The sequence below is a fragment of the Nostoc sp. KVJ20 genome (genome assembly GCF_001712795.1).
Taxonomy (GTDB): domain Bacteria; phylum Cyanobacteriota; class Cyanobacteriia; order Cyanobacteriales; family Nostocaceae; genus Nostoc.
Genome location: NZ_KV757759.1, coordinates 1 through 18,754 on the forward strand (window position 1 = coordinate 1; position 18,754 = coordinate 18,754).

15 protein-coding genes are annotated in these 18,754 nt (G+C 39.7%); 3 read left to right on the forward strand and 12 right to left on the reverse strand.

Going from position 1 to position 18,754, the window contains the following annotated elements; translation table 11 throughout:
- Positions 1-328: 328 nt before the first annotated feature.
- Positions 329-1,345 (reverse strand): ribose-phosphate pyrophosphokinase, encoded by a 1,017-nt coding sequence (locus A4S05_RS35355; RefSeq protein ID WP_069074426.1) that lies wholly within the window; start codon positions 1,343-1,345, stop codon positions 329-331.
- A gap of 825 nt (positions 1,346-2,170) precedes the next feature.
- On the opposite strand from A4S05_RS35355, the gene A4S05_RS35360 reads away from it, so the two are divergent.
- From A4S05_RS35360 to A4S05_RS35370, 3 genes are all read left to right on the forward strand, one after another.
- Positions 2,171-3,802, forward strand: a complete 1,632-nt coding sequence (locus A4S05_RS35360; RefSeq protein WP_069074427.1) for a serine/threonine-protein kinase — start codon at positions 2,171-2,173, stop codon at positions 3,800-3,802.
- Complete coding sequence (gene bioD / locus A4S05_RS35365; RefSeq protein ID WP_069074428.1) at positions 3,802-4,482, forward strand: dethiobiotin synthase; 681 nt, start codon at positions 3,802-3,804, stop codon at positions 4,480-4,482. Before A4S05_RS35360 ends, bioD begins: the two co-directional genes overlap by 1 nt.
- Before the next feature lie 248 nt (positions 4,483-4,730).
- Positions 4,731-5,975, forward strand: a complete 1,245-nt coding sequence (locus A4S05_RS35370; RefSeq protein WP_069074429.1) for a M20 family metallopeptidase — start codon at positions 4,731-4,733, stop codon at positions 5,973-5,975.
- Positions 5,976-6,084: 109 nt separating this feature from the next.
- Here A4S05_RS35370 and A4S05_RS35375 read toward each other — a convergent pair whose 3' ends face one another.
- From A4S05_RS35375 to A4S05_RS35420, 11 genes are all read right to left on the reverse strand, one after another.
- A complete protein-coding gene (locus tag A4S05_RS35375) occupies positions 6,085-6,900 on the reverse strand; it encodes a class I SAM-dependent methyltransferase (RefSeq protein WP_069074430.1) in 816 nt (271 codons plus the stop codon).
- Positions 6,901-6,949: 49 nt separating this feature from the next.
- Positions 6,950-8,212, reverse strand: a complete 1,263-nt coding sequence (locus tag A4S05_RS35380; RefSeq protein WP_069074431.1) for a glycosyltransferase family 2 protein — start codon at positions 8,210-8,212, stop codon at positions 6,950-6,952.
- Positions 8,209-8,889, reverse strand: a complete 681-nt coding sequence (locus A4S05_RS35385) for a class I SAM-dependent methyltransferase (protein WP_256091373.1) — start codon at positions 8,887-8,889, stop codon at positions 8,209-8,211. The genes A4S05_RS35380 and A4S05_RS35385 overlap by 4 nt, the downstream gene beginning before the upstream one ends.
- Before the next feature lie 198 nt (positions 8,890-9,087).
- A complete protein-coding gene (locus A4S05_RS35390) occupies positions 9,088-9,972 on the reverse strand; it encodes an SDR family NAD(P)-dependent oxidoreductase (RefSeq protein ID WP_069074433.1) in 885 nt (294 codons plus the stop codon).
- Positions 9,973-10,260: 288 nt separating this feature from the next.
- Complete coding sequence (locus A4S05_RS42340; RefSeq protein ID WP_176727199.1) at positions 10,261-10,431, reverse strand: hypothetical protein; 171 nt, start codon at positions 10,429-10,431, stop codon at positions 10,261-10,263.
- A gap of 4 nt (positions 10,432-10,435) precedes the next feature.
- Positions 10,436-12,073 carry a cyclic peptide export ABC transporter gene (locus A4S05_RS35395; RefSeq protein ID WP_069074434.1) on the reverse strand — a complete coding sequence of 546 codons (1,638 nt, stop codon included), beginning with the start codon at positions 12,071-12,073 and terminating at the stop codon, positions 10,436-10,438.
- A gap of 407 nt (positions 12,074-12,480) precedes the next feature.
- On the reverse strand, positions 12,481-13,476 hold the full coding sequence (locus A4S05_RS35400; RefSeq protein ID WP_069074435.1) for an NAD-dependent epimerase/dehydratase family protein: 996 nt from the start codon (positions 13,474-13,476) through the stop codon (positions 12,481-12,483).
- Between the two features lie 435 nt (positions 13,477-13,911).
- Complete coding sequence (locus tag A4S05_RS35405) at positions 13,912-15,789, reverse strand: TubC N-terminal docking domain-related protein (protein ID WP_069074452.1); 1,878 nt, start codon at positions 15,787-15,789, stop codon at positions 13,912-13,914.
- A gap of 331 nt (positions 15,790-16,120) precedes the next feature.
- Complete coding sequence (locus A4S05_RS35410; protein ID WP_069074436.1) at positions 16,121-17,455, reverse strand: phthiocerol/phthiodiolone dimycocerosyl transferase family protein; 1,335 nt, start codon at positions 17,453-17,455, stop codon at positions 16,121-16,123.
- A 167-nt stretch (positions 17,456-17,622) separates the two neighbouring features.
- Positions 17,623-17,928, reverse strand: coding sequence for a phosphopantetheine-binding protein (locus tag A4S05_RS35415; RefSeq protein WP_069074437.1), 306 nt, complete (start codon positions 17,926-17,928; stop codon positions 17,623-17,625).
- Between the two features lie 533 nt (positions 17,929-18,461).
- The gene (locus tag A4S05_RS35420) at positions 18,462-18,749 is read right to left on the reverse strand and encodes a 2Fe-2S iron-sulfur cluster-binding protein (RefSeq protein WP_069074438.1); all 288 of its coding nucleotides are present in this window, start codon (positions 18,747-18,749) and stop codon (positions 18,462-18,464) included.
- Between the last annotated feature and the right edge of the window lie 5 nt (positions 18,750-18,754).

Genomic DNA, 18,754 nt, shown 5'->3' on the forward strand with positions numbered 1-18,754 from the left:
AAGTCTTTGAGAGTTGCCTCACAGCGTTTAGATCCCCCCTAGCCCCCCTTTTTAAGGCTACGGTGTACACACAAGTCAAAAAAAGATCAATTTCGCATTATTCTCTCGTTTATCTCGTTCCTATGCTCTGCATAGGAATGCCTGATTAGAGACTCAAACCCCCAAAGTTCGTTGATATAGTTAACAACTTGTTTAAATTTAGGTTGATAAAAAAGGTGAAAATTAATTTTGCGTTGCTCGAAATCCTTGGTAGGGACAATTCATGAATTGTCCCTACATCATTTTCACCAGATGGCTGCCAATAACACGAATGACAGCCTTTTATTGGCTAGCGAAACATACTACTGACTGAAGTATCTTCATGAATCCGCCAGATAGTTTCGCCTAACAGATTAGCTACTGACAGCACCACTAGTTGGGGAAACCGATTGTTTTCTGGTATGGGAATCGTATTGGTGACAATGACTTCCTCAAGCAATCCACTGGACAACCGCTCCACAGCTGGTGGAGAGAAGACTGCATGAGTTGCACAGGCGTATACTTGACGCGCTCCTTCTTCACGGAGTAATCGCGCTCCTTCTGCGATCGTTCCCCCAGTGTCGATCATGTCATCCACCAACACTGCCGTTTTGCCTTTAACATCGCCGATAACATTTAACACTTCTGCGACATTATGTGCCTGACGACGTTTGTCAATAATCGCCAGTGGGGCATCATTCAGTTTTTTTGCAAATGCTCTGGCTCGTGCAACACCACCAACATCAGGGGAAACAACTACTAGGTCGGGCAGTTGTTTGCTGGCTAGATAATCTAGCAATACTGGCGAACCGTAAACATGATCAAAAGGTATATCGAAATAGCCTTGAATCTGAGCCGAGTGTAAATCCATTGCTAGAACGCGGTTGGCACCTGCTTCGGTGATCAAGTTAGCAACCAGCTTGGCAGTTATTGACTCTCGTCCTGCGGTTTTGCGATCGGCACGAGCATAGCCATAGTAAGGAATTACTGCCGTCACCTGTCGCGCAGAAGCCCGACGACAGGCGTCAACCATAATCAATAATTCCATCAAATGATCGTTTACAGGTTGACAACATGGTTGGATTAAATAGACATCACAACCCCGAATCGATTCTTGGATTTGAACGTAAAGTTCTCCATCCGCAAATCTTTTACGAATCATTGGCCCCAAGTCCATGCCCACATAACGAGCGACTTCTTGAGACAGTTGTATATTGGCGGAGCCAGAAAAAAGTCTCAGGCGATGATTCTCGGTCAGCCCTGTTGCAGATGGTTGCATTTTGAAAGTTGCAGAACTGAGAACAGCAGATCCTCTATGTGCATTCATAGCAATATTATCATTGGAGATTTAATAGATTTAACCGAGAAATAGTCTAAAAAAACATCTGTGAGTTTTGTTAAAGCTTCCATACAAAATTTAAACATTTTCCCATAAAATTATCATTCGCTAACTGTCTAATTTTCTTGGTAAGCAAACTATTGATAGCTTAACGGACATCCAGTCTGTGTACTAGGTCTATAGTTCAAATTTTTTTGAGTTGAGGTAAATAACCTCAATCTATCAAATATTGGTGTAATAGATTGCTTCTTTTAACTACCTCATTTATAACTGACAGTAAAGCATTGACAAATTAAATGATATTTAAGTTTGCTGTTAGACAAGAGAAGATTTGAGACTAAGTGTTCAAGGTGTATCTTATTATATTCTATGATACTAGCAATAAATAAACTAGCAGATTTAATTTTAAGTTTTAATTCACACAATAAAATTCCAGAATAACGGAAAAAGGGGAAAGGCTTTGAATACATTCTTTACCGAGAAAGGCAGAGGGCAGAAGGCAGGAGGCAGAAGGAATAAGGAATACTGTTTTCTGCACTCTGCCACGACCGGAGGGAGTAAGGGTTTAAGACCCCCACTGAAACGAAGTTCAGTGGCCCTAATTTAAGGAGGGGGTCTGAATCCCCTTCTTAATTGTCCCCCTGCCCCCTGCCCCCTGCCTCTTGCCTCCTGAATTAATTTGCGTATACTCCTAACTGGGGGTATACCCATTAGGTAAGGTAGAATATCGCTGCATGTAACTGTGTTGCCTCTTGGACTTAATCTTTGTGGGTGACTTCCTCCTCAGTTGCTACTACACTCAATCAATCGATCATGCAACCACCCATTACAGTTGGCACTGTCTTGCAAAACCGTTACCGCATAATTCAAATTCTCGGACAAGGAGGATGTGGTAGAACCTATCTGGCAGAAGACCAGAGGCGCTTTAACGAACTTTGCGCGATCAAGGAATTGATTTCAACAGCAACGGAGGCTTTGGCTTTAGAAAAGGCACAAGAGCTTTTTCACCGAGAAGCTGCCATTTTATATCAAATCGAACACCCACAAGTCCCTAAATTCCGGGAAAGATTTGAGCAAGACCAACGCTTATTTTTGGTAGAGGACTACGTTGCAGGTCAGACGTACCGAACTCTACTAGTTGAACGTCAAGCGCTTGGTCAAACTTTCACAGAGGCAGAAGTATTGCAGCTGATACAGTCGTTGCTGCCTGTTTTAGAGCATATTCACAGTCGAGGGATTATTCACCGAGATATCTCGCCAGAAAATATTATTTTGCGAGATAGTGACGCTAAACCTGTGTTAATTGACTTTGGGGTGGTAAAGGAACTGGCAACGCGTTTGCGATCGCCAGAGAGTGCAATGCCAGAAACCACTGTGGGAAAATTAGGCTACTCTCCTAGTGAACAAATGCAAACAGGGGGAGCTTACCCTAGCAGCGACTTGTATGCATTAGCGGTGAGTGCGGTAGTTTTGCTGACTGGAAAAGAACCAAGGGATTTATTTGATGAAAACCAACTAACTTGGAATTGGCAGCGGTGGGTAAAAGTCAGTCCGCGATTTGCCCAGGTTGTGAATCGAATGTTGAATCATATACCGAGCGATCGCTATCAAAGTGCTGCTAGTGTATCTCAAGCACTACAACCTTTAGAGCAAGTCAGTCTTCCTTCCTTGAATGTGTCTAACTTGCAGACAATGGCTGTTGGTCGCCGTCCTGACCCGGTAGCATCACCACCTTCGCCGAAGAAGAAACCCGATCCTGTGATTCCACCAAGTCCCTCTAGTTCACTCTTGGATAATCCGTTAGCGATCGCGGCAATTGCCATTGTTGTAGTAATCGTCGCGGGATTTGGTTCTTGGGCATTAGTCAGTTCCATTCGCAGTCAGTCGAAAACAGCAACAGATGAGACGCTTCCACAAAATTTCCCTTCACCAGTAATTTCTGGTGGTACTACATTCACAGCCACACCCACACCTACGCCTACTAACGATCAACCTGTTGTATCTACTAAGCCCCTCAATCTGGGATCGTTGAATAACACAGCCACGGTTGAAGATACTCTCCAAGTAAATCAGATAATCCGGTATACTTTTTCTGGGCAGGAAGGTGACAAGTTAACTACGTTTCTTGAGCCAGGAAGCAGCATTTTGCTAACAGTCTTAAGTCCCAATGAACAACCAATTGATCTTAATGCCCGACAAGTAGCAGCATACGAAGGCACATTGCTGCTAACTGGTAGATATACTATTGAGTTAACTCTGCTTCCAGGAGTTGCCGAAAGTAATTACAATCTCAATGTTTCATTAGAGAAACCAGTCAAACCAATTCCCACAGAGACACCCCTGCCAATTCCCACAGAGACACTCATACCAATTCCTCCGACTGGTGAAACGCCAACTTTTCCGCCGGTTGATGAAACACAACCATTTTCTGGCCAAAGAAATTAATGTTAAGCACGCTACTGATTACTGGAACTGATACCGAAGCTGGTAAAACTGTTTTAACAACAGCGCTAGCAGCATATTGGCAAAAATATTACCCGCAGCATAGCTGGGGAATTATGAAACCGATTCAATCGGGAGTTGGCGATCGCGAGTGGTATCAAAAGCTGTTTGCGCTAGAACAATCTGCTGAAGAAATTACACCTTTGTACTTTCAAGCACCTCTGGCTCCTCCCATCGCCGCAGCAAAGGAAAATCGCCAAGTAGATTTAGCTCTTGTGTGGCAAGCTTTGTCTAAGTTGCGATCGCATCGTGATTTTGTGCTTGTAGAAGCTTTGGGAGGATTAGGTTCGCCAATAACCGAGGAATTAACGGTAGCTGATTTAGCAGGAGAATGGCGATTACCAACAGTATTGGTAGTGCCAGTGAGATTAGGAGCGATCGCTCAAGCAGTGGCAAATGTTGCATTAGCGAGACAATCGCGCGTCAATCTCAAAGGCATTGTGCTGAACTGCGTACAACCCCGAACGGATGCAGAAATAGCCGACTGGACACCATCTCAATTGATTCAATCACTGACTAACACACCAGTTTTAGGCTGCTTACCTTATCTAGATAACCTGACTGATTTAGATAAACTTGCTCAAATAGCATCAGATTTAGATTGGGAAACACTGACACTTTAAATTGGGCATTGGGCATTGGGCATTGGGCATTAAACATCTCCGAAATTGAAGGAGGCAGGAGGCAGGAGGCAGGAGGCAGGAGGTTTTTTCACTTATAGGATTCAAACCCCTCCTGAAAAATGTCCGTCTATTCCCCATGCCCCATGCCCCATACCCAATGCCCCATGCCCCATTTCCTACGATAAACTGGGAAAATAAACTCAGTTAGCCGTCTAAGTTAGCTGTACTTAAACTAGCTTGCCTTCATAATGGTTTCCACCTTTCCCAATCCCTCTTCTGTTGATCTATCTCGCATCCGACTGGCGATCCGTTCATTGCAACCGCAATTAGTAGAGTGGCGGCGGCGATTGCATCAACAACCAGAGTTGGGTTTTCAAGAAAAACTGACGGCTGAGTTTGTATCACAAAAGCTGCAAGAATGGGAAATTGAGCATAAAACTGGCATTGCCCACACTGGCATTGTTGCCACCATCAAAGGCAATAAACTCAGCACTCCCCACTCCCCACTCAGCACTGACAAAGTTTTAGCGATTCGGGCGGATATGGATGCATTGCCAATCCAAGAACTCAACGAAGTGCCCTACAAATCGCAGCATGATGGAGTGATGCACGCTTGTGGACATGATGGGCATACTGCGATCGCATTAGGTACAGCTTATTATCTCCAGCAGCATCGCCAAGACTTCTCTGGTACAGTAAAAATTATCTTCCAGCCAGCCGAAGAATCACCAGGAGGCGCAAAGCCGATGATTGAAGCTGGAGTCCTGAAAAATCCTGATGTTGACGCGATTATTGGTTTGCACTTGTGGAATAATTTGCCTTTGGGAACAGTGGGGGTGCGGGCTGGGGCATTGATGGCAGCTGTGGAGTGCTTTAACTGCACAATTTTGGGCAAAGGTGGACATGGCGCACTACCCCATCAAACTGTTGACTCAGTAGTTGTTGCTGCTCAAATCGTCAATGCCTTGCAAACCATTGTCGCTCGGAATGTTAATCCCATTGATTCAGCAGTGGTGACAGTAGGCGAACTTCATGCTGGAACCAAGCGGAATGTGATTGCTGATACAGCGAGAATGAGTGCAACTGTTAGGTATTTTAATCCCAGTTTGAAAGGCTTTTTTAACCAGCGTGTCGAGCAGATTATTGCTGGAATTTGTCAGAGTTATGGTGCGAGTTATGATTTAGACTACTGGTCGCTTTATCCACCAGTAATTAATGATATTAAAATGGCAGAACTGGTACGAAGTATAGCAGAAGAAGTGGTAGAAACTCCTATGGGTATTGTGCCCGAATGCCAAACAATGGCTGCTGAAGATATGTCATTTTTCTTGCAAGAGGTTCCTGGTTGCTATTTCTTTCTGGGTTCTGCTAACCCCGCCAAAGACTTAGCATATCCCCATCATCATCCCCGGTTTGATTTTGACGAAACCGCCTTAGCAATGGGTGTGGAAATATTTGTTAGATGCGTGGAAAAGTATTTTATCTCAACTTAAGTGAGCAAACAGAGCAATTGCGATCGCAATGCTTTCACTATGAGCAATCCAACACGCATATTTGACATCAAAATACCCAAGCTATTTCCAGGTTGCAGCAAGTGTTTTGCTATCCTAGCCGTACCAAATGCATACCAGATGTTCGTGTCAAATATGGGATAAAGGTAATGAGTAAACGCTCAATAAGAGGAAATCGCGGAAAATATTGTGAACAATCTGAAAAGTAGAGCGAATTTTCGACTTTATACCGTGAGTCCCAGGTTTCTATCTCTTGAATATTTTTAATACCCCATTGTAAATTAGCAGATGTGTATTTGATTGCATCCCAATTTCTGTGATACTTTACCATAAATGGCGATATAGCATCAAAAATTAAGAAAGAACCAGGAAAATTATCAGCTAGCATTGCAAATAGCTGCTTCACCTGTGACTCAGTAAAGTAGACCAATACTCCCTCAGCAATAAATAAAAGCGGGTTAGAAATCGATGTTTTCATCTTGTTTATCCAGTGTGATTCCAAAACCGAGCCACTAATAAACTTGCGGCGATCGCTCTCCTCAAAAAATCTTTGCCTGACTGCCATCGAATCAGCTAAATCGAGGTCAAACCAATTTAATGTCCCGTTGTCAAGTCGCTCAAATCTTGTATTCAAACCTGCACCGATCTCTATCACAGTGGTTCTGGGATAATTTTGTAAAAAGTTCTTAACCAACTGATCAATTGTTTGCCCTCGGATACATACTATTAATTGAGAACTAAGCGACTTAGAAACTTTATTGAAGTTATAGTCGATTTGTGAAAGTATGTCTACAGCTTTAGAATCATACAGAATAGGCTGTTGTTGACTTGCTTCAACTGCACGTGCCCATAATGTAATTAAAAGCGTCTCCTGAACAACTCCCAAACTGACTTTCTCTTTCAACATTTTCACTTTCCCTACAAATTTCTTAGCTAATAAAATGCTAAGGTTGAAGTTAGCCAATTGAAGCTTTACTATCAAGTGCTTGAAGTGACTTTTGATAAGGATGGTATTCAGTTAGTAGAATATCATAAGGGTTTTTGACTTGATAGACAACGCCACGCCACTCAACATTTTGCTTGATCATGGCTGATGCTGTAGCGAGGGTAGAAATTAATTGTGTCAGTGGAACTGCCAGCAAAAGTTTTACTAAAAATCGAAACGAAAAACGCTTCATCAGTTTGCTATGTTCCCAAACCACCTGCCGCACACCTTGTTCCAAACGTGTAATCAGTAAAACCATAACCAAGATATAGCCTACAAATCCGCCCCCAAACAAAGCTGCTGCTGCAAAGTTGCCTCTGAGTATGGAAATTAGCATCATTCCCATAGCTACTACAAGAGCTAATGAGGGTACGAATACCTGGACGACAAACAGCATCCACTTAGGGTGATAGAGCCTTGGCATGATTAATTGGCGTGTAATAAAGCGCAAGCATTGAGCTAAATCACAATCCTCGCCATTGATCATCATAACGGTAGGCACAAATTTCACTTTTAAGCCGATGTTTTGCAAAGCTCTGTGGACTGGTGCATCAACAGAAATGCTTTGCGTCCATATATCTAAAAGTTGGGCTTGTCGCAAATTAGAGAGTTTCATTGCCATTGAACCTCCCCAAGCATATTCGTGGATATACATAGAGACAACAGATGCCGAGTTATATACATATCGCACCAGCGAACCCCATTGTTCGCTTGGTGGTAAATACCAACGGTTTCCTGTGCTAGCTCCAATTTGCTTGTCTATTAAGGGTACAACTAATTCGCGTAACCAGTTTGGATGGGCAATGACATCAGCATCTATGAAAGCCGCTACATTGTAAGAATCATCTAATGCAAATATGGCTTGCACTAAGGCACTGCATTTGAGACTACAGGTGTTGTGCCGCACAATTAAAGGACTGACTTTAACGTGTGTTGCTCCTGTTTGCTGGATGGTTTTTGTGATGATATCCCAAGCAGGATCTTCCTGACTATCAACTACAATGTGCAATTCATACTGGGGATAGTTCTGGTTTACTAAGGCGCGAATACAATCAGCTAAGAATGGATCGGCACCTCGCAAGGCAAGGATAATTACCGCTTTAGGTAACAACTCATCTGGCATGATCTGCGATTTTGGCAAACAAAGTGATGATGTAAAAGCCAGCGCACAGAGCGTCTGAATAACTACAAAAACTACCAAAACTGCAAAAATATAGATCCCTATCTGGTTCATTGATTTACCTCAAATTGATTAACTCTGCTTAAATAAGTCACTAATGCGAATGACCCCGAAGACAATTCGCGCTGCACAACGCTCATTTTTGCTTCAGTTGTCCATTGGCGCAGCACTTCTATTTCGCCCTCGCGATCGGCATCATCAAGTAAAATCAGGGCATTGGTAGCAAGATGTTGTCCAAGAACAGGCAAAAGACCATACCGACCACCAGGTGTTTGATTCGTAGGAGGCCCATCACAAATAACTAAGCGGAAATCATTCGGCAGACTAGCTAAAGGAGGTTGATACCAAGAAAAGCCTCCGAAGTCGTGCAACGGTGATAAATAAATATTGACTCCTGAAATGCAATAGCGTTGCAGCATATCACTTACATGTGTGTACCACTTCGGTATATGCTCCAGGGAATAAACCTCAACACCGCGCCGACCAGCAAGCAATCCCACAAGAATAGTTGTTAGTCCACTGCCACACTCAAGGATAGGCCCAGGGGTATTCACAGCTTGCTTGGCCACTTCCTCTAGATAATCAAGGTCAGCAGCAAAAAAATTATTCTTCCAACCTACTAGCAATCCAGCTAGCATTTTGCGCGTTGGTACTTGCTCTAGTGGAAGATTGGCAATTTCTAGTACCACCTCATGGAAAGTAGGCGCAAGCCTGGCCTCTTTGTACAACATTATTTGACTATTGATAAACTTGAAACCCCAAGCTAAAGATTTGAAGGTATTGCTAAGCGGATTAGGAATGTAGGAATTTTTAAGCATTGTTGACATATCCTTTGTCATTCGTTTTTATTCAAGTCTGCATACACAACAAAAGAACAAAACATCCTTAATTGATATGCATACAAGCATTCACATCAATTCAGGCAAATCTTATGTAAGATTAGTATTTTTCAACTGTGTTTTCATGTAAGTAGGCAGCATTTCAATACTGTTTAAATTTTCTGTACGCATTTTGTTCAGTTTGACCACGCCAATCAGGCGATAAATTGTATCTAAAAATTCTGGATATATTTGCCCAATTGCAAACATCATTTTAATCAAAGTTTCTGTGATCGGGCTTTGATTGACTATTACTTCTGTCTGATTTTGTTTCAGAGATTTAATGACTGTATTTGCCACTTTTTTTGGTGTGGAGATACCCGCTAGCAGGGGTAGTGGTACATGGGTATTAAAAGTCATTCCGACTTTATTAATATATCCTGGACAAATTGCCGAGACATTTACATCAGTACCAGCCAATTCTTGTCGTATAGCATCAGTCCACATAATCAAACCAGCTTTACTTGCAGAATAAATGCTGTTGTAAGCAACTCCCTTTTTTCCAGCTACAGAAGCAATATTGACAATATGTCCACTACGCCTTTCCAGCATACTTGGCAGTAATAAACGGGTTATTTCCATAGCAGCAAGTAGATTTGTTGAGACAACTAACTGCATTTCTTCTAGAGAATAATCTACAAAATTACGATAGAGTTCTATACCAGCATTATTAATTAAAATGTCAACTGGGCCTGCAATTTTATTAATTTGCGTTGTCAGAGTAGAAAGTTCTGTCAAGTTTGTTATATCAAAGGGAATACTTATCCCTTTCCCTCCCAAAGCTTTGATTTGAGCGCATGTTGTATCTAGTCCGGACTTAAAACGAGAAACGCAAACCACAGTTGCCTGCTCTCTAGCTAGAGCATGGGCAATGTATACTCCTAAACCGCGTGATGCACCTGTCAAAAGTGCTGTTTTACCTGCTAAATTTGTCATGATAAACACCTTAAACCTTATCCTGTTGCTGTCAAACTATTTCAGACTATGAAGCTAAATAACAGCTTTTTTAGATAACTTATCCTGTATATTATTGCAACTATTTTATGGTGTAATTATATGAATTAATAATATGAACTCAATAAGTTGCAATTCTCCACTATATTTATTAGTGGTCTGATTAATTTCACCAAAAAGCTTTTGCTTCGCTGCCTTGTAATATGTCAGGATTTTTCCTGCTTTTATTTTGGATTTTTTGAAAAGTCAAATACGCAATTATCATCAACTTTATTTTACGAAAGTATTATTAGTTTTAGCGTGAATCAAAGTTCTGTAATACAGAACAGATTTTACATCTGCTGCCAAAATTTTGTCTTGTTTGCTTTGTGATGCAAGTTTTTCTTTTATTAAAAAATTGCTGCGGCGCTCTGAAGCTTCTAGTAAGTTATTCAAAAACATTGCTTTACTCCTTTCCAATGTTTAAATCTTCAGTTTTTACTTGGCCGTATTCCAGCTTGACAATCCTATCTGCTAGGTAAAAATATTGGTCGTCATGACTGATAACCAGTATAGTTTTACCTCTATTCTTTAGCTCTGCGAGAAGTTGAGTGTAGAAAATTTCCTTAAATACAGGATCTTGATCTGATGCCCATTCATCAAACATATAGATAGGACGGTCTTCTAAATAAGCAGTAACTAGAGCAAGTCGCTTGCGCTGTCCTTGAGAAAGGTCGGTGGTAGAAAGTACTCCATTCTTGACCTTAACTTTATGGTCTAGTTGTAGTTGAACAAGGTACTTTTGAGTCTGAATATCTAGATCGTTACTATCCAAACCTAGGAAGCGATCAAAAAGATAAAAATCGGAAAATACTACAGAAAATTGCTGGCGATACCACTCTAAATTATGATTATCGATGAGATTTTCATCTAGATAAACATTTCCTGTTTCAGGAATGTAAAGCCCAGTAATTAATTTAGCGAGGGTAGACTTACCACTACCATTACCTCCTACAATAAAAACAAGTTCTCCTGGATGAAATTTCAAGTTAATAGGCCCAAGGATAAAGTTGCTTTCTTCTCGCTCTTGATAATAAGTATGGGTTACATTTACTAGTTCTAAGCAGTTCCAAGATTTATCTGATGCCAGTGAAATATTGTAACTACTATCGTTTGAGTAATTGGCTAATGAAAGTCCTAAAGAATCTACTTTTTTTAAAGCAACTAAAGCTCTAGTTATGCTAGGCATCATACTCATAATGTACTCTAGAGGTGATATTAAATAAATAATAGTTAGGGCATATGCAGATAAAGTTGTCGGATGAATTTTATTGATAGTAGGTATGATGAATAAAAGTAACCCGATAGCCACAAAAAATAGAATTTGTCCCCAACTTGCAGCAGCAGCAAAGATACTCATACCCACAACATTATGATGACGGGATGATAAGGCAGTGGTATGAAAATCTTCAGAGAGAAATGCTTGGCGTCGACTATGATTCAGCTTAAGTTCCTTTGTGCCTTGAGTTACAGTACGGAAATGCTTAAACAATCTATCTTCCTGTTCACGAGCCAATTTTAGAAAAGACATAGCTTTCTTCATTGGTAGTGAATAGCTGAATATTCCCAGAAACATAAAGCTAATACCTATAAGGAAGACAATTTTAGATAACCAGCCCAGATAAATCAGACAAGCAATCACAATGGCAATGTTAATACATACAAAAGGAACAGTAATAATTGTATTAGAGATTGTTTGAATATCTTCAGTGAGGACGGCTAAAAGACCATGAGCACCGATTTGTTCTAAATGACGTAAGGGTGAGGCAAGAATGCGGCGGGTTAAAAGTATCCGCAAATTGAGAATTGCTTTTTGTGAAAGTTGGATTAACAGAAATTGAGAAGTAAAACTAGCAATTAGTCGTATTAGACAAAGACTAACAAAACTCCAAATCAATATAGTTTTTGATGGATGATTTTGGCTTAATGTCATATTAATTATGGCAATTAAGCCAGCAGCAGTAGCGCCACTAAAAATACCAGCTAATATTGCAAGACTAAGGTGGAGAGAAGAAGTACGTAATAGAAGGTGGATCAGGTTCATAAGTAATTAACAATCCACAGCATTCGGTCTGACGCAGAGACTTTTTTGAAGAGTAATTAAGCAGATATGTTATTTACTTAATAAACTCCTTGATAAGGGAGATATTCTACACATTGGGCTGCCATCAATTTGTACTTAGTGAGTCGTTATTAAGACAATACGGTTCAGTTAAGGTTACTAGTGTAGATAATTTGTCTTTGAAGACGCGATGAATCGCCGTCTCTACAAGTGTTTTGGGCTTATCTGAACTGTGTTGCTTATTAAGATGGTCTAACACTTGGTATGTGTGGTTGATGGTCTAACACTTGGTATGTATGGTTAATGGTCTAACGCTTGATATGTGTGGTTGATGGTCTTACACTTGGTATTGAAACTTTATAAATCGACTACAGCGACTAAATTATCATTTAGATGTCTGCTTTTTGTAGCCATTCTTGTATGCGCTGCATCCCCTCTTGCAAATCAATTTTGGGTTTATAATCCAAAAGACTTTCTGCTTTAGCAATTGAATAAGCATAGGGACGAGTGATAAAATCTATAGATTCCGGCAGAATATCGGCTTTTTTGCCAAATAGTTTCTGCCCTTGGGAACGTAGTTTTATCAGAAGTTGGAGTTCATCTTTTGGCAGAGATATGGGTGTAGGCGTACCTGCCATTTCTACCAAATAGGTAAAATATTCTTTCCAAGAAGTTTCTTGTCCATCAGTGATATTAAATATTTCACCGTAGGTTTCTTTTTCGATCGCCAAAAAGATAGCATCAATCAAGTTGTCTATGTATACATGATTGATAACTCCTCTCCCATCATTGACATAGACAAATTCTTTTTGACGCATCATCAAAATGGGTCGGACTATCCAAGGAATACTTCCTGGGCCATAAACATCACCTGCTCTAATGATGATGAGGCCAAAATCTGGTGGGGAATTTAGTGGTAATATTGCTTCTTCGGCTTCTATTTTCGTTTGACAGTAGGGATTATTATCTCCAGACAATGGCCCAAATTCTGTAATGCGATCGCAATAGTTGAAGCCGTAGACCATCCCACTTGAAAGATGCACAAAGGTTTTAACACCAGCATTCTTAGCAGCTTTAGCTGTATTGACAGTGCCGCCAACATTTACCTCGCGAAAATAGTCAAGTGATCCACCTTCTTTCGCTAGTTCAGCCGTATGTGCAACTACATCTACTCCCTGACAAGCAATTTTGACAATAGCTGGGTTAGTAACACTACCAGCAATCACCTCAATGTCTAGCTTTTGCGCTTTTTTTGCTTTAGCTTTATCTGGGGAACTTTGCAGCCCACGGACTTTCATTCCCTTTGCTATGGCTAACTCAGCAAAACGCAAGCCGATAAACCCATTAATTTCTGTGATGAGAAGAGTTTTGTTTTCGATATTCACAGATTTAATCTACCACTGTGTTGCTGGTTTGATTTCAGGTGCGTCATTGATTCTCATATATAGTAAGAATCTTTTTAACACTGCCTAATAATCTCCTCCAGTTGTGATTTATAAGCATATTATGACGGCGAGATACTCAATCGCAACTCATATGCAACTCATATGCAACTTGATAAATACTTGAGAAATTTTTGATCCAAACTAAAAAGTCATTCGTGTAAAAATACTAGAGCGTTATTTCTAGCATTTTTATACGAATGACCTAAGTTTAATCGTGATTAGCTGCTTCAGCTTTGCTGTATTGTATCGTATCCCTACTATTAAAGCTTGGCTACGCGCAGGTATTCCGTAGCAAAGAAAATCACCTTTTTGAAGTATGCTTATATAGCAACCTCTAACGACTAAACAGTGATATTAAGAGCCTATTTCACAAATTTAGATTCTGTATTCTTCTACTTTTGATTTGAGAGAGGCAAAATGTTTTCCACCTAGTTCAATTTCCCCATCTGAACATCCAGCTTTCAATCTTTCGACTAGATAATCCAAATCATGAGCTATAAAATTTGTGCCATGATCTGGTTCTATCAAACTAACTAAAGATATATCTCTTGCTTGTTTTCCAGCCAAGCTAGAAATACCCAGAAAGTTGAATACACCAGATTCATAGGTTCCACAAGGTACTGAAGGATTATGTACTCCAACACAGTATTCATTTGGTTTAAACCAATCAAATGCTGGGTAGCCGTGGAAATGAACAATTGCCGCACCATCTTTAATTAATTCTGGTGTATACAAAGCCGCCGAAAGACTAATCGCCAGCATGACATAAATATCATAAGAAGGTTTCATATCTGCTAACTCCGACTGAATCACTTTAGGTAGTTGGAGATATAGCTTTTCTTTCAAACCAATTCTGATAATATCATCAGCGATATTCAAGTTTGTTTTATTTGACCCTGAACGAGAACTTACAAGCCAAATATCAGGTACTTGCCTAAATACATATTCTTCTAGCAGCTTAATTTTGACATAGCGTCTACCTTTTTCATTTTGACGAAGTTCGTTACTACTAAATCCCTTAACAGGTAATAGACCTTCCCACTCATTTTTAGTTAATTCTATATCTCCAAAATATTGTGGAGGTTCAGCATAGGCAACAAAGCCATAGGAGACACCTGTTCTACCATTTATAATGACGCTGACAATATCTCTGTGAGATTTCCTTTTGATAACTTCGTCTAACTTAAAACCAGGTGGGAATAAACCTGTTGATGCTAATTCTTGACCCAATTTTACTAATTTTTGAGCGTAGATAGATTCTTTAGGATTATATTTTCCTAACTCAAATCGGCTCAACAAAAGTGGTGCGATCGGTACAAAAACTTTAGGTATTAGTGATTTTAAGACAAACCTATCTATCTCATTTTTAGAGAAAATAGAGTCTGAAAGATTCATGTTTAATATAGAAATTTTATCAGATGATACTCCAACAACAATCTCTGAAAATGTTCTAATTAAAGTATTTAACCCAATATTTATTTTCTGTTTATACGGAATAAGAGGGTTGATAAAATCATGGTCTATGTCAGTAATTGTAATTACTTGTGTCTTACTAGGATTATCAACATACTTAGCTGCATGATCCTCAGCCCAACTGCTTAATCGAGCCATTTTTATGACAGGTATCTTACGACCATTTAAAACGAATTTAGAATAAAATAGATAGAGAGCCTCTGCTGTAAAAACACCAACTTTTCTTAGAATTGAATGAGGTATTTCTACATCAATAATTGCATTAACTTCTGATTTAACTCCTTTGAATTTGAAGTTTTTCTTTTTGTTAATTACTGGAATTGTTAGGTCATAGTTAAATTCTGCGATCGCTTCTTCCCAAGTTAATACTTTAACCCCATAATTTATCAGCTTAACCTCCAATTCTTGGCGGAATTTCAGAATTTCTTGATTGTTGTAACTATTAGGTAAAGGTTTAAATGTAACTATCAGTTTTTGAGCCATAACTTTAGGATCGATGATTGGTGGCTTATACTCCACTGTTGATTGTTCTGTAAATCCCCCAATTAGACGACCAATGGTTTGTAAGTTGAGTCCTTGACTTAAAGGAACACACTCTAAGTCAGCAGCTACATCCATCTCGTGTAAAAATGCCACAATCTCTGCTTTACAAGCGACTATTTCTGCTTGCATCTCTAATGTGATTACTCCTTTTGGTGAGCGAATCTTTAATTTGTCGTTATCAACCCATAAATGAACACCTTGTTCAGTAAGATTTGCGACAAGTTTTGATGCGTTCATTGTTTTAGAATCTCCTAATTGGTTCAAAATATTCATTAAGTAGTCATTGGTCATTGGTACATACGCCGGAACGGAAAAACCAATGCCACGTTAAAGAGTGAGAGTCGTATCTGAAGAACTAATCACTCTCGCGTTACGCTTTGATTTCTTAGCCTTTCAATTGAGCAATGAATAGCCTATTGCCGCAAGGCGTAATTCGTAATTCGTAATGACGCGACGCTCCTGCGTCGCTAACGCGGACTAACTACCGCTACGCTAACGGAATTCGTCATTCATTGTTTACAAGGGTTTCAGAAATTTAAAATGGGTGGCTTATTTACGTTGTGCGGTACTAGTTGCACGTTAAACTAAAGTCTAAACTTAAATTGCAAATCTCAAGAATATAAGACATAACGTTATTGACAAGAGTCTCCATAGTATTCTGACTAATTGAAGGTTCAGAAAAGACAAAATTCAACAGCATTTTTCCTTGAAAAGTTGAGGCGTGGATAATAAAAACACCTGCATACAAAGCATGGGAACCAGCAAAACTGATTTCTTCTAGTTCAAATTCACCGTAATGTTGGGGAATATTGACTCTGCCAACATTAGAAACAGACACCGTGGCAGCTACTTGCCTGGGGTAGATAAAACAAAAATCTATAAGATCCTTGGCAATCAAAATCATTTTAAAGAGATCACCAGATTTTTTACTAACTTCAAGCTTTTGTTTTACCTCGCGGGCTAATTCCCATAAGGACGTATTTTTTTTAATGCTATAAAATCCCATGCTAGAGGAGGCTAATACAGCTAGATGATTATCACTGATTGCTGGTTCCAGATGCCTCCTCAAATCAAAATATGATAGGCAATTTAGTCGTATATTTTTTCTATTACCTTTGATTATTTTTCTCCCAATTGTAAACATCATTACAGCACACAATGCACTATGTACTGTTGTATTTTCTTGCCGACAATGATCGACAAACTTTTGGGTTAAATCTTGGTCAAGTTGTCTGTGGATAATATTGCAACGACGCTTCGCAATAGATACGTACTTTTCAAAACCTAATGTTTTGGGTCGATTCCAGATTTTTTGTAATCCAAGCTGTAACAACAATATAATGCTGTTTATCCTACCTCTGAACCCTTTAGTCCATTCGGGCATTAATTCTTCGATGGGTGGAAGTGGAGTTAAGCTAGCACCTGGATTGATTGGTTCACCAGACACAATTTTTTGGCAACAAGTCAATATTTCGGAGTGAAGTTGGATGGATGATAAACCATCTGCGATCGCATGGTGTATTGTTGTAATTAGGTAAGTTATATGCTCCGCACCCACCAGATGAACAAGAACCACTCGTAGCAGACCTTTGCTACTATCAATTTTTTCGTTCATCTCTTCACAAACTACTTCTTGCCACTGCTGATTATTTGACTGCCTTACAACCCGTAAAGCAATCTTTGCAGTTCCTTGATTTTGAAAACTGAGACTATTCTTAGAACGAACAATTTGAGAATTTAGACGAGGGTGACGACACTGAATCACGTCTAAAGCTTGTGCTAGAGTTTCTTCGCAGATATAGCCCTTGATGCGACTAATAGTTACTATGTTCCAGGTTTTAGCACGGCTATTTAAGATTTCCATAGCTTGCTCGATGCGTCCCAGTTTCCTGTTGTAAATCATATTTACTTTTGATTTGTTCTAACGACTAATGTTTGCAAGCTTAGTTTCTATGGAGGTTGTCATTATTTAACAACCTGTAGAGTAAGCTTTGCTAAAACCTGGATATATTCATAGTTTTAAACTATCAAAGTTTTGTTATGTAAATTTTTCAAGAACAGCTTTGATGTTCAAATCTCAAAAATCTCTGACTGCGAAGCTTTAGATTCTTCAGCTAAACGCTGGGATAGAGTTTCAATAGTGGGGTAATGCCACAATAGAATTGGAGATAGCTCAAAACCAAACAATTTCTCTGCTTTGCTAACAAGAAACATTGCCTGCGCTGACTCTAAACCGTAACTATCTAAAGGCTGACTGACATCTATATCTTTGGGTTCAACTCCTAACTGCTCTGCAATATGAGATACTAACCAAGCTTGAATTTCTTCTGCGGTATAAGACTGCTTTTTAGTTGTCTCAGGAGTAGACTGACTCATTTACACACCTCTGAAGTAAAAGGAATTTGATATGTAGCATTTCTAAATAGGATATGAACAAGTTAAAAACTGATAATTCTTGTTCATAGCATCAATAGAATTGCTATACTCACTAAAATTTTGGAAAAGTTGAAGCTAGGAGATACTAGAAAATGTTTTAACTTTCACTACTGCTTCATATCTGTTAGAGGATGTTTGAAAAGTAATTGTCTGTGATTTTAGGCACTTGTTGATCCCCCCTAACCCCCCTTAAAAAGGGGGGAACCGGAATTAAAGTCCCCCTTGTTAAGGGGAGCCAGTGCGGTCTTGGGGGTTTCCCCCATGAGCAACTGGCGTGGATTTAGGGGGATCTAAAACTTTTGATACCGAGAAGAGGACTTTTCAAACATACTCTAAGACTTACGCAAACAATAGTCAAAAAATGATTTTCAGTTAGGGGCAGCTTTGCATTTACATTGATTACCCCTACAGCCTATAGTTTTGCGTAAGTCCTAATCTCTTAAACGCACATCGGGCTATATACAATTTGTCAACTAATCAGCGACCCGAATGCGAATATCACCCTGCACAATGCATTGACAAGCTAGGCGAATATTGGGATTATCTGGAGCCAACACATCAAGCAAAATCCGTTCTTCATCCATCACAGGAGTTAGATTTTCCATCCCACTTACAACTTCTATGAGGCAGGTTCCGCAAGCAACGCAACGACAACCAAATAAAATTGAACTAGGATGATCATCACAAACCTGAGTTAAGCGTTGGTTTGCTTCAACTTGAACTGTTTTTTGATCGTCTTCAAAATGAATAGATACTATCATTTCTC

Coding starts and splice junctions, on each gene's coding strand:
- A4S05_RS35355 (WP_069074426.1), bottom strand. CDS start 1,345: ATGAATGCACATAGAGGATCTGCTGTTCTCAGTTCTGCAACTTTCAAA.
- A4S05_RS35360 (WP_069074427.1), top strand. CDS start 2,171: ATGCAACCACCCATTACAGTTGGCACTGTCTTGCAAAACCGTTACCGC.
- bioD (WP_069074428.1), top strand. CDS start 3,802: ATGTTAAGCACGCTACTGATTACTGGAACTGATACCGAAGCTGGTAAA.
- A4S05_RS35370 (WP_069074429.1), top strand. CDS start 4,731: ATGGTTTCCACCTTTCCCAATCCCTCTTCTGTTGATCTATCTCGCATC.
- A4S05_RS35375 (WP_069074430.1), bottom strand. CDS start 6,900: ATGTTGAAAGAGAAAGTCAGTTTGGGAGTTGTTCAGGAGACGCTTTTA.
- A4S05_RS35380 (WP_069074431.1), bottom strand. CDS start 8,212: ATGAACCAGATAGGGATCTATATTTTTGCAGTTTTGGTAGTTTTTGTA.
- A4S05_RS35385 (WP_256091373.1), bottom strand. CDS start 8,889: ATGTTGTACAAAGAGGCCAGGCTTGCGCCTACTTTCCATGAGGTGGTA.
- A4S05_RS35390 (WP_069074433.1), bottom strand. CDS start 9,972: ATGACAAATTTAGCAGGTAAAACAGCACTTTTGACAGGTGCATCACGC.
- A4S05_RS42340 (WP_176727199.1), bottom strand. CDS start 10,431: ATGTTTTTGAATAACTTACTAGAAGCTTCAGAGCGCCGCAGCAATTTT.
- A4S05_RS35395 (WP_069074434.1), bottom strand. CDS start 12,073: ATGAACCTGATCCACCTTCTATTACGTACTTCTTCTCTCCACCTTAGT.
- A4S05_RS35405 (WP_069074452.1), bottom strand. CDS start 15,789: ATGAACGCATCAAAACTTGTCGCAAATCTTACTGAACAAGGTGTTCAT.
- A4S05_RS35410 (WP_069074436.1), bottom strand. CDS start 17,455: ATGATTTACAACAGGAAACTGGGACGCATCGAGCAAGCTATGGAAATC.
- A4S05_RS35415 (WP_069074437.1), bottom strand. CDS start 17,928: ATGAGTCAGTCTACTCCTGAGACAACTAAAAAGCAGTCTTATACCGCA.
- A4S05_RS35420 (WP_069074438.1), bottom strand. CDS start 18,749: ATGATAGTATCTATTCATTTTGAAGACGATCAAAAAACAGTTCAAGTT.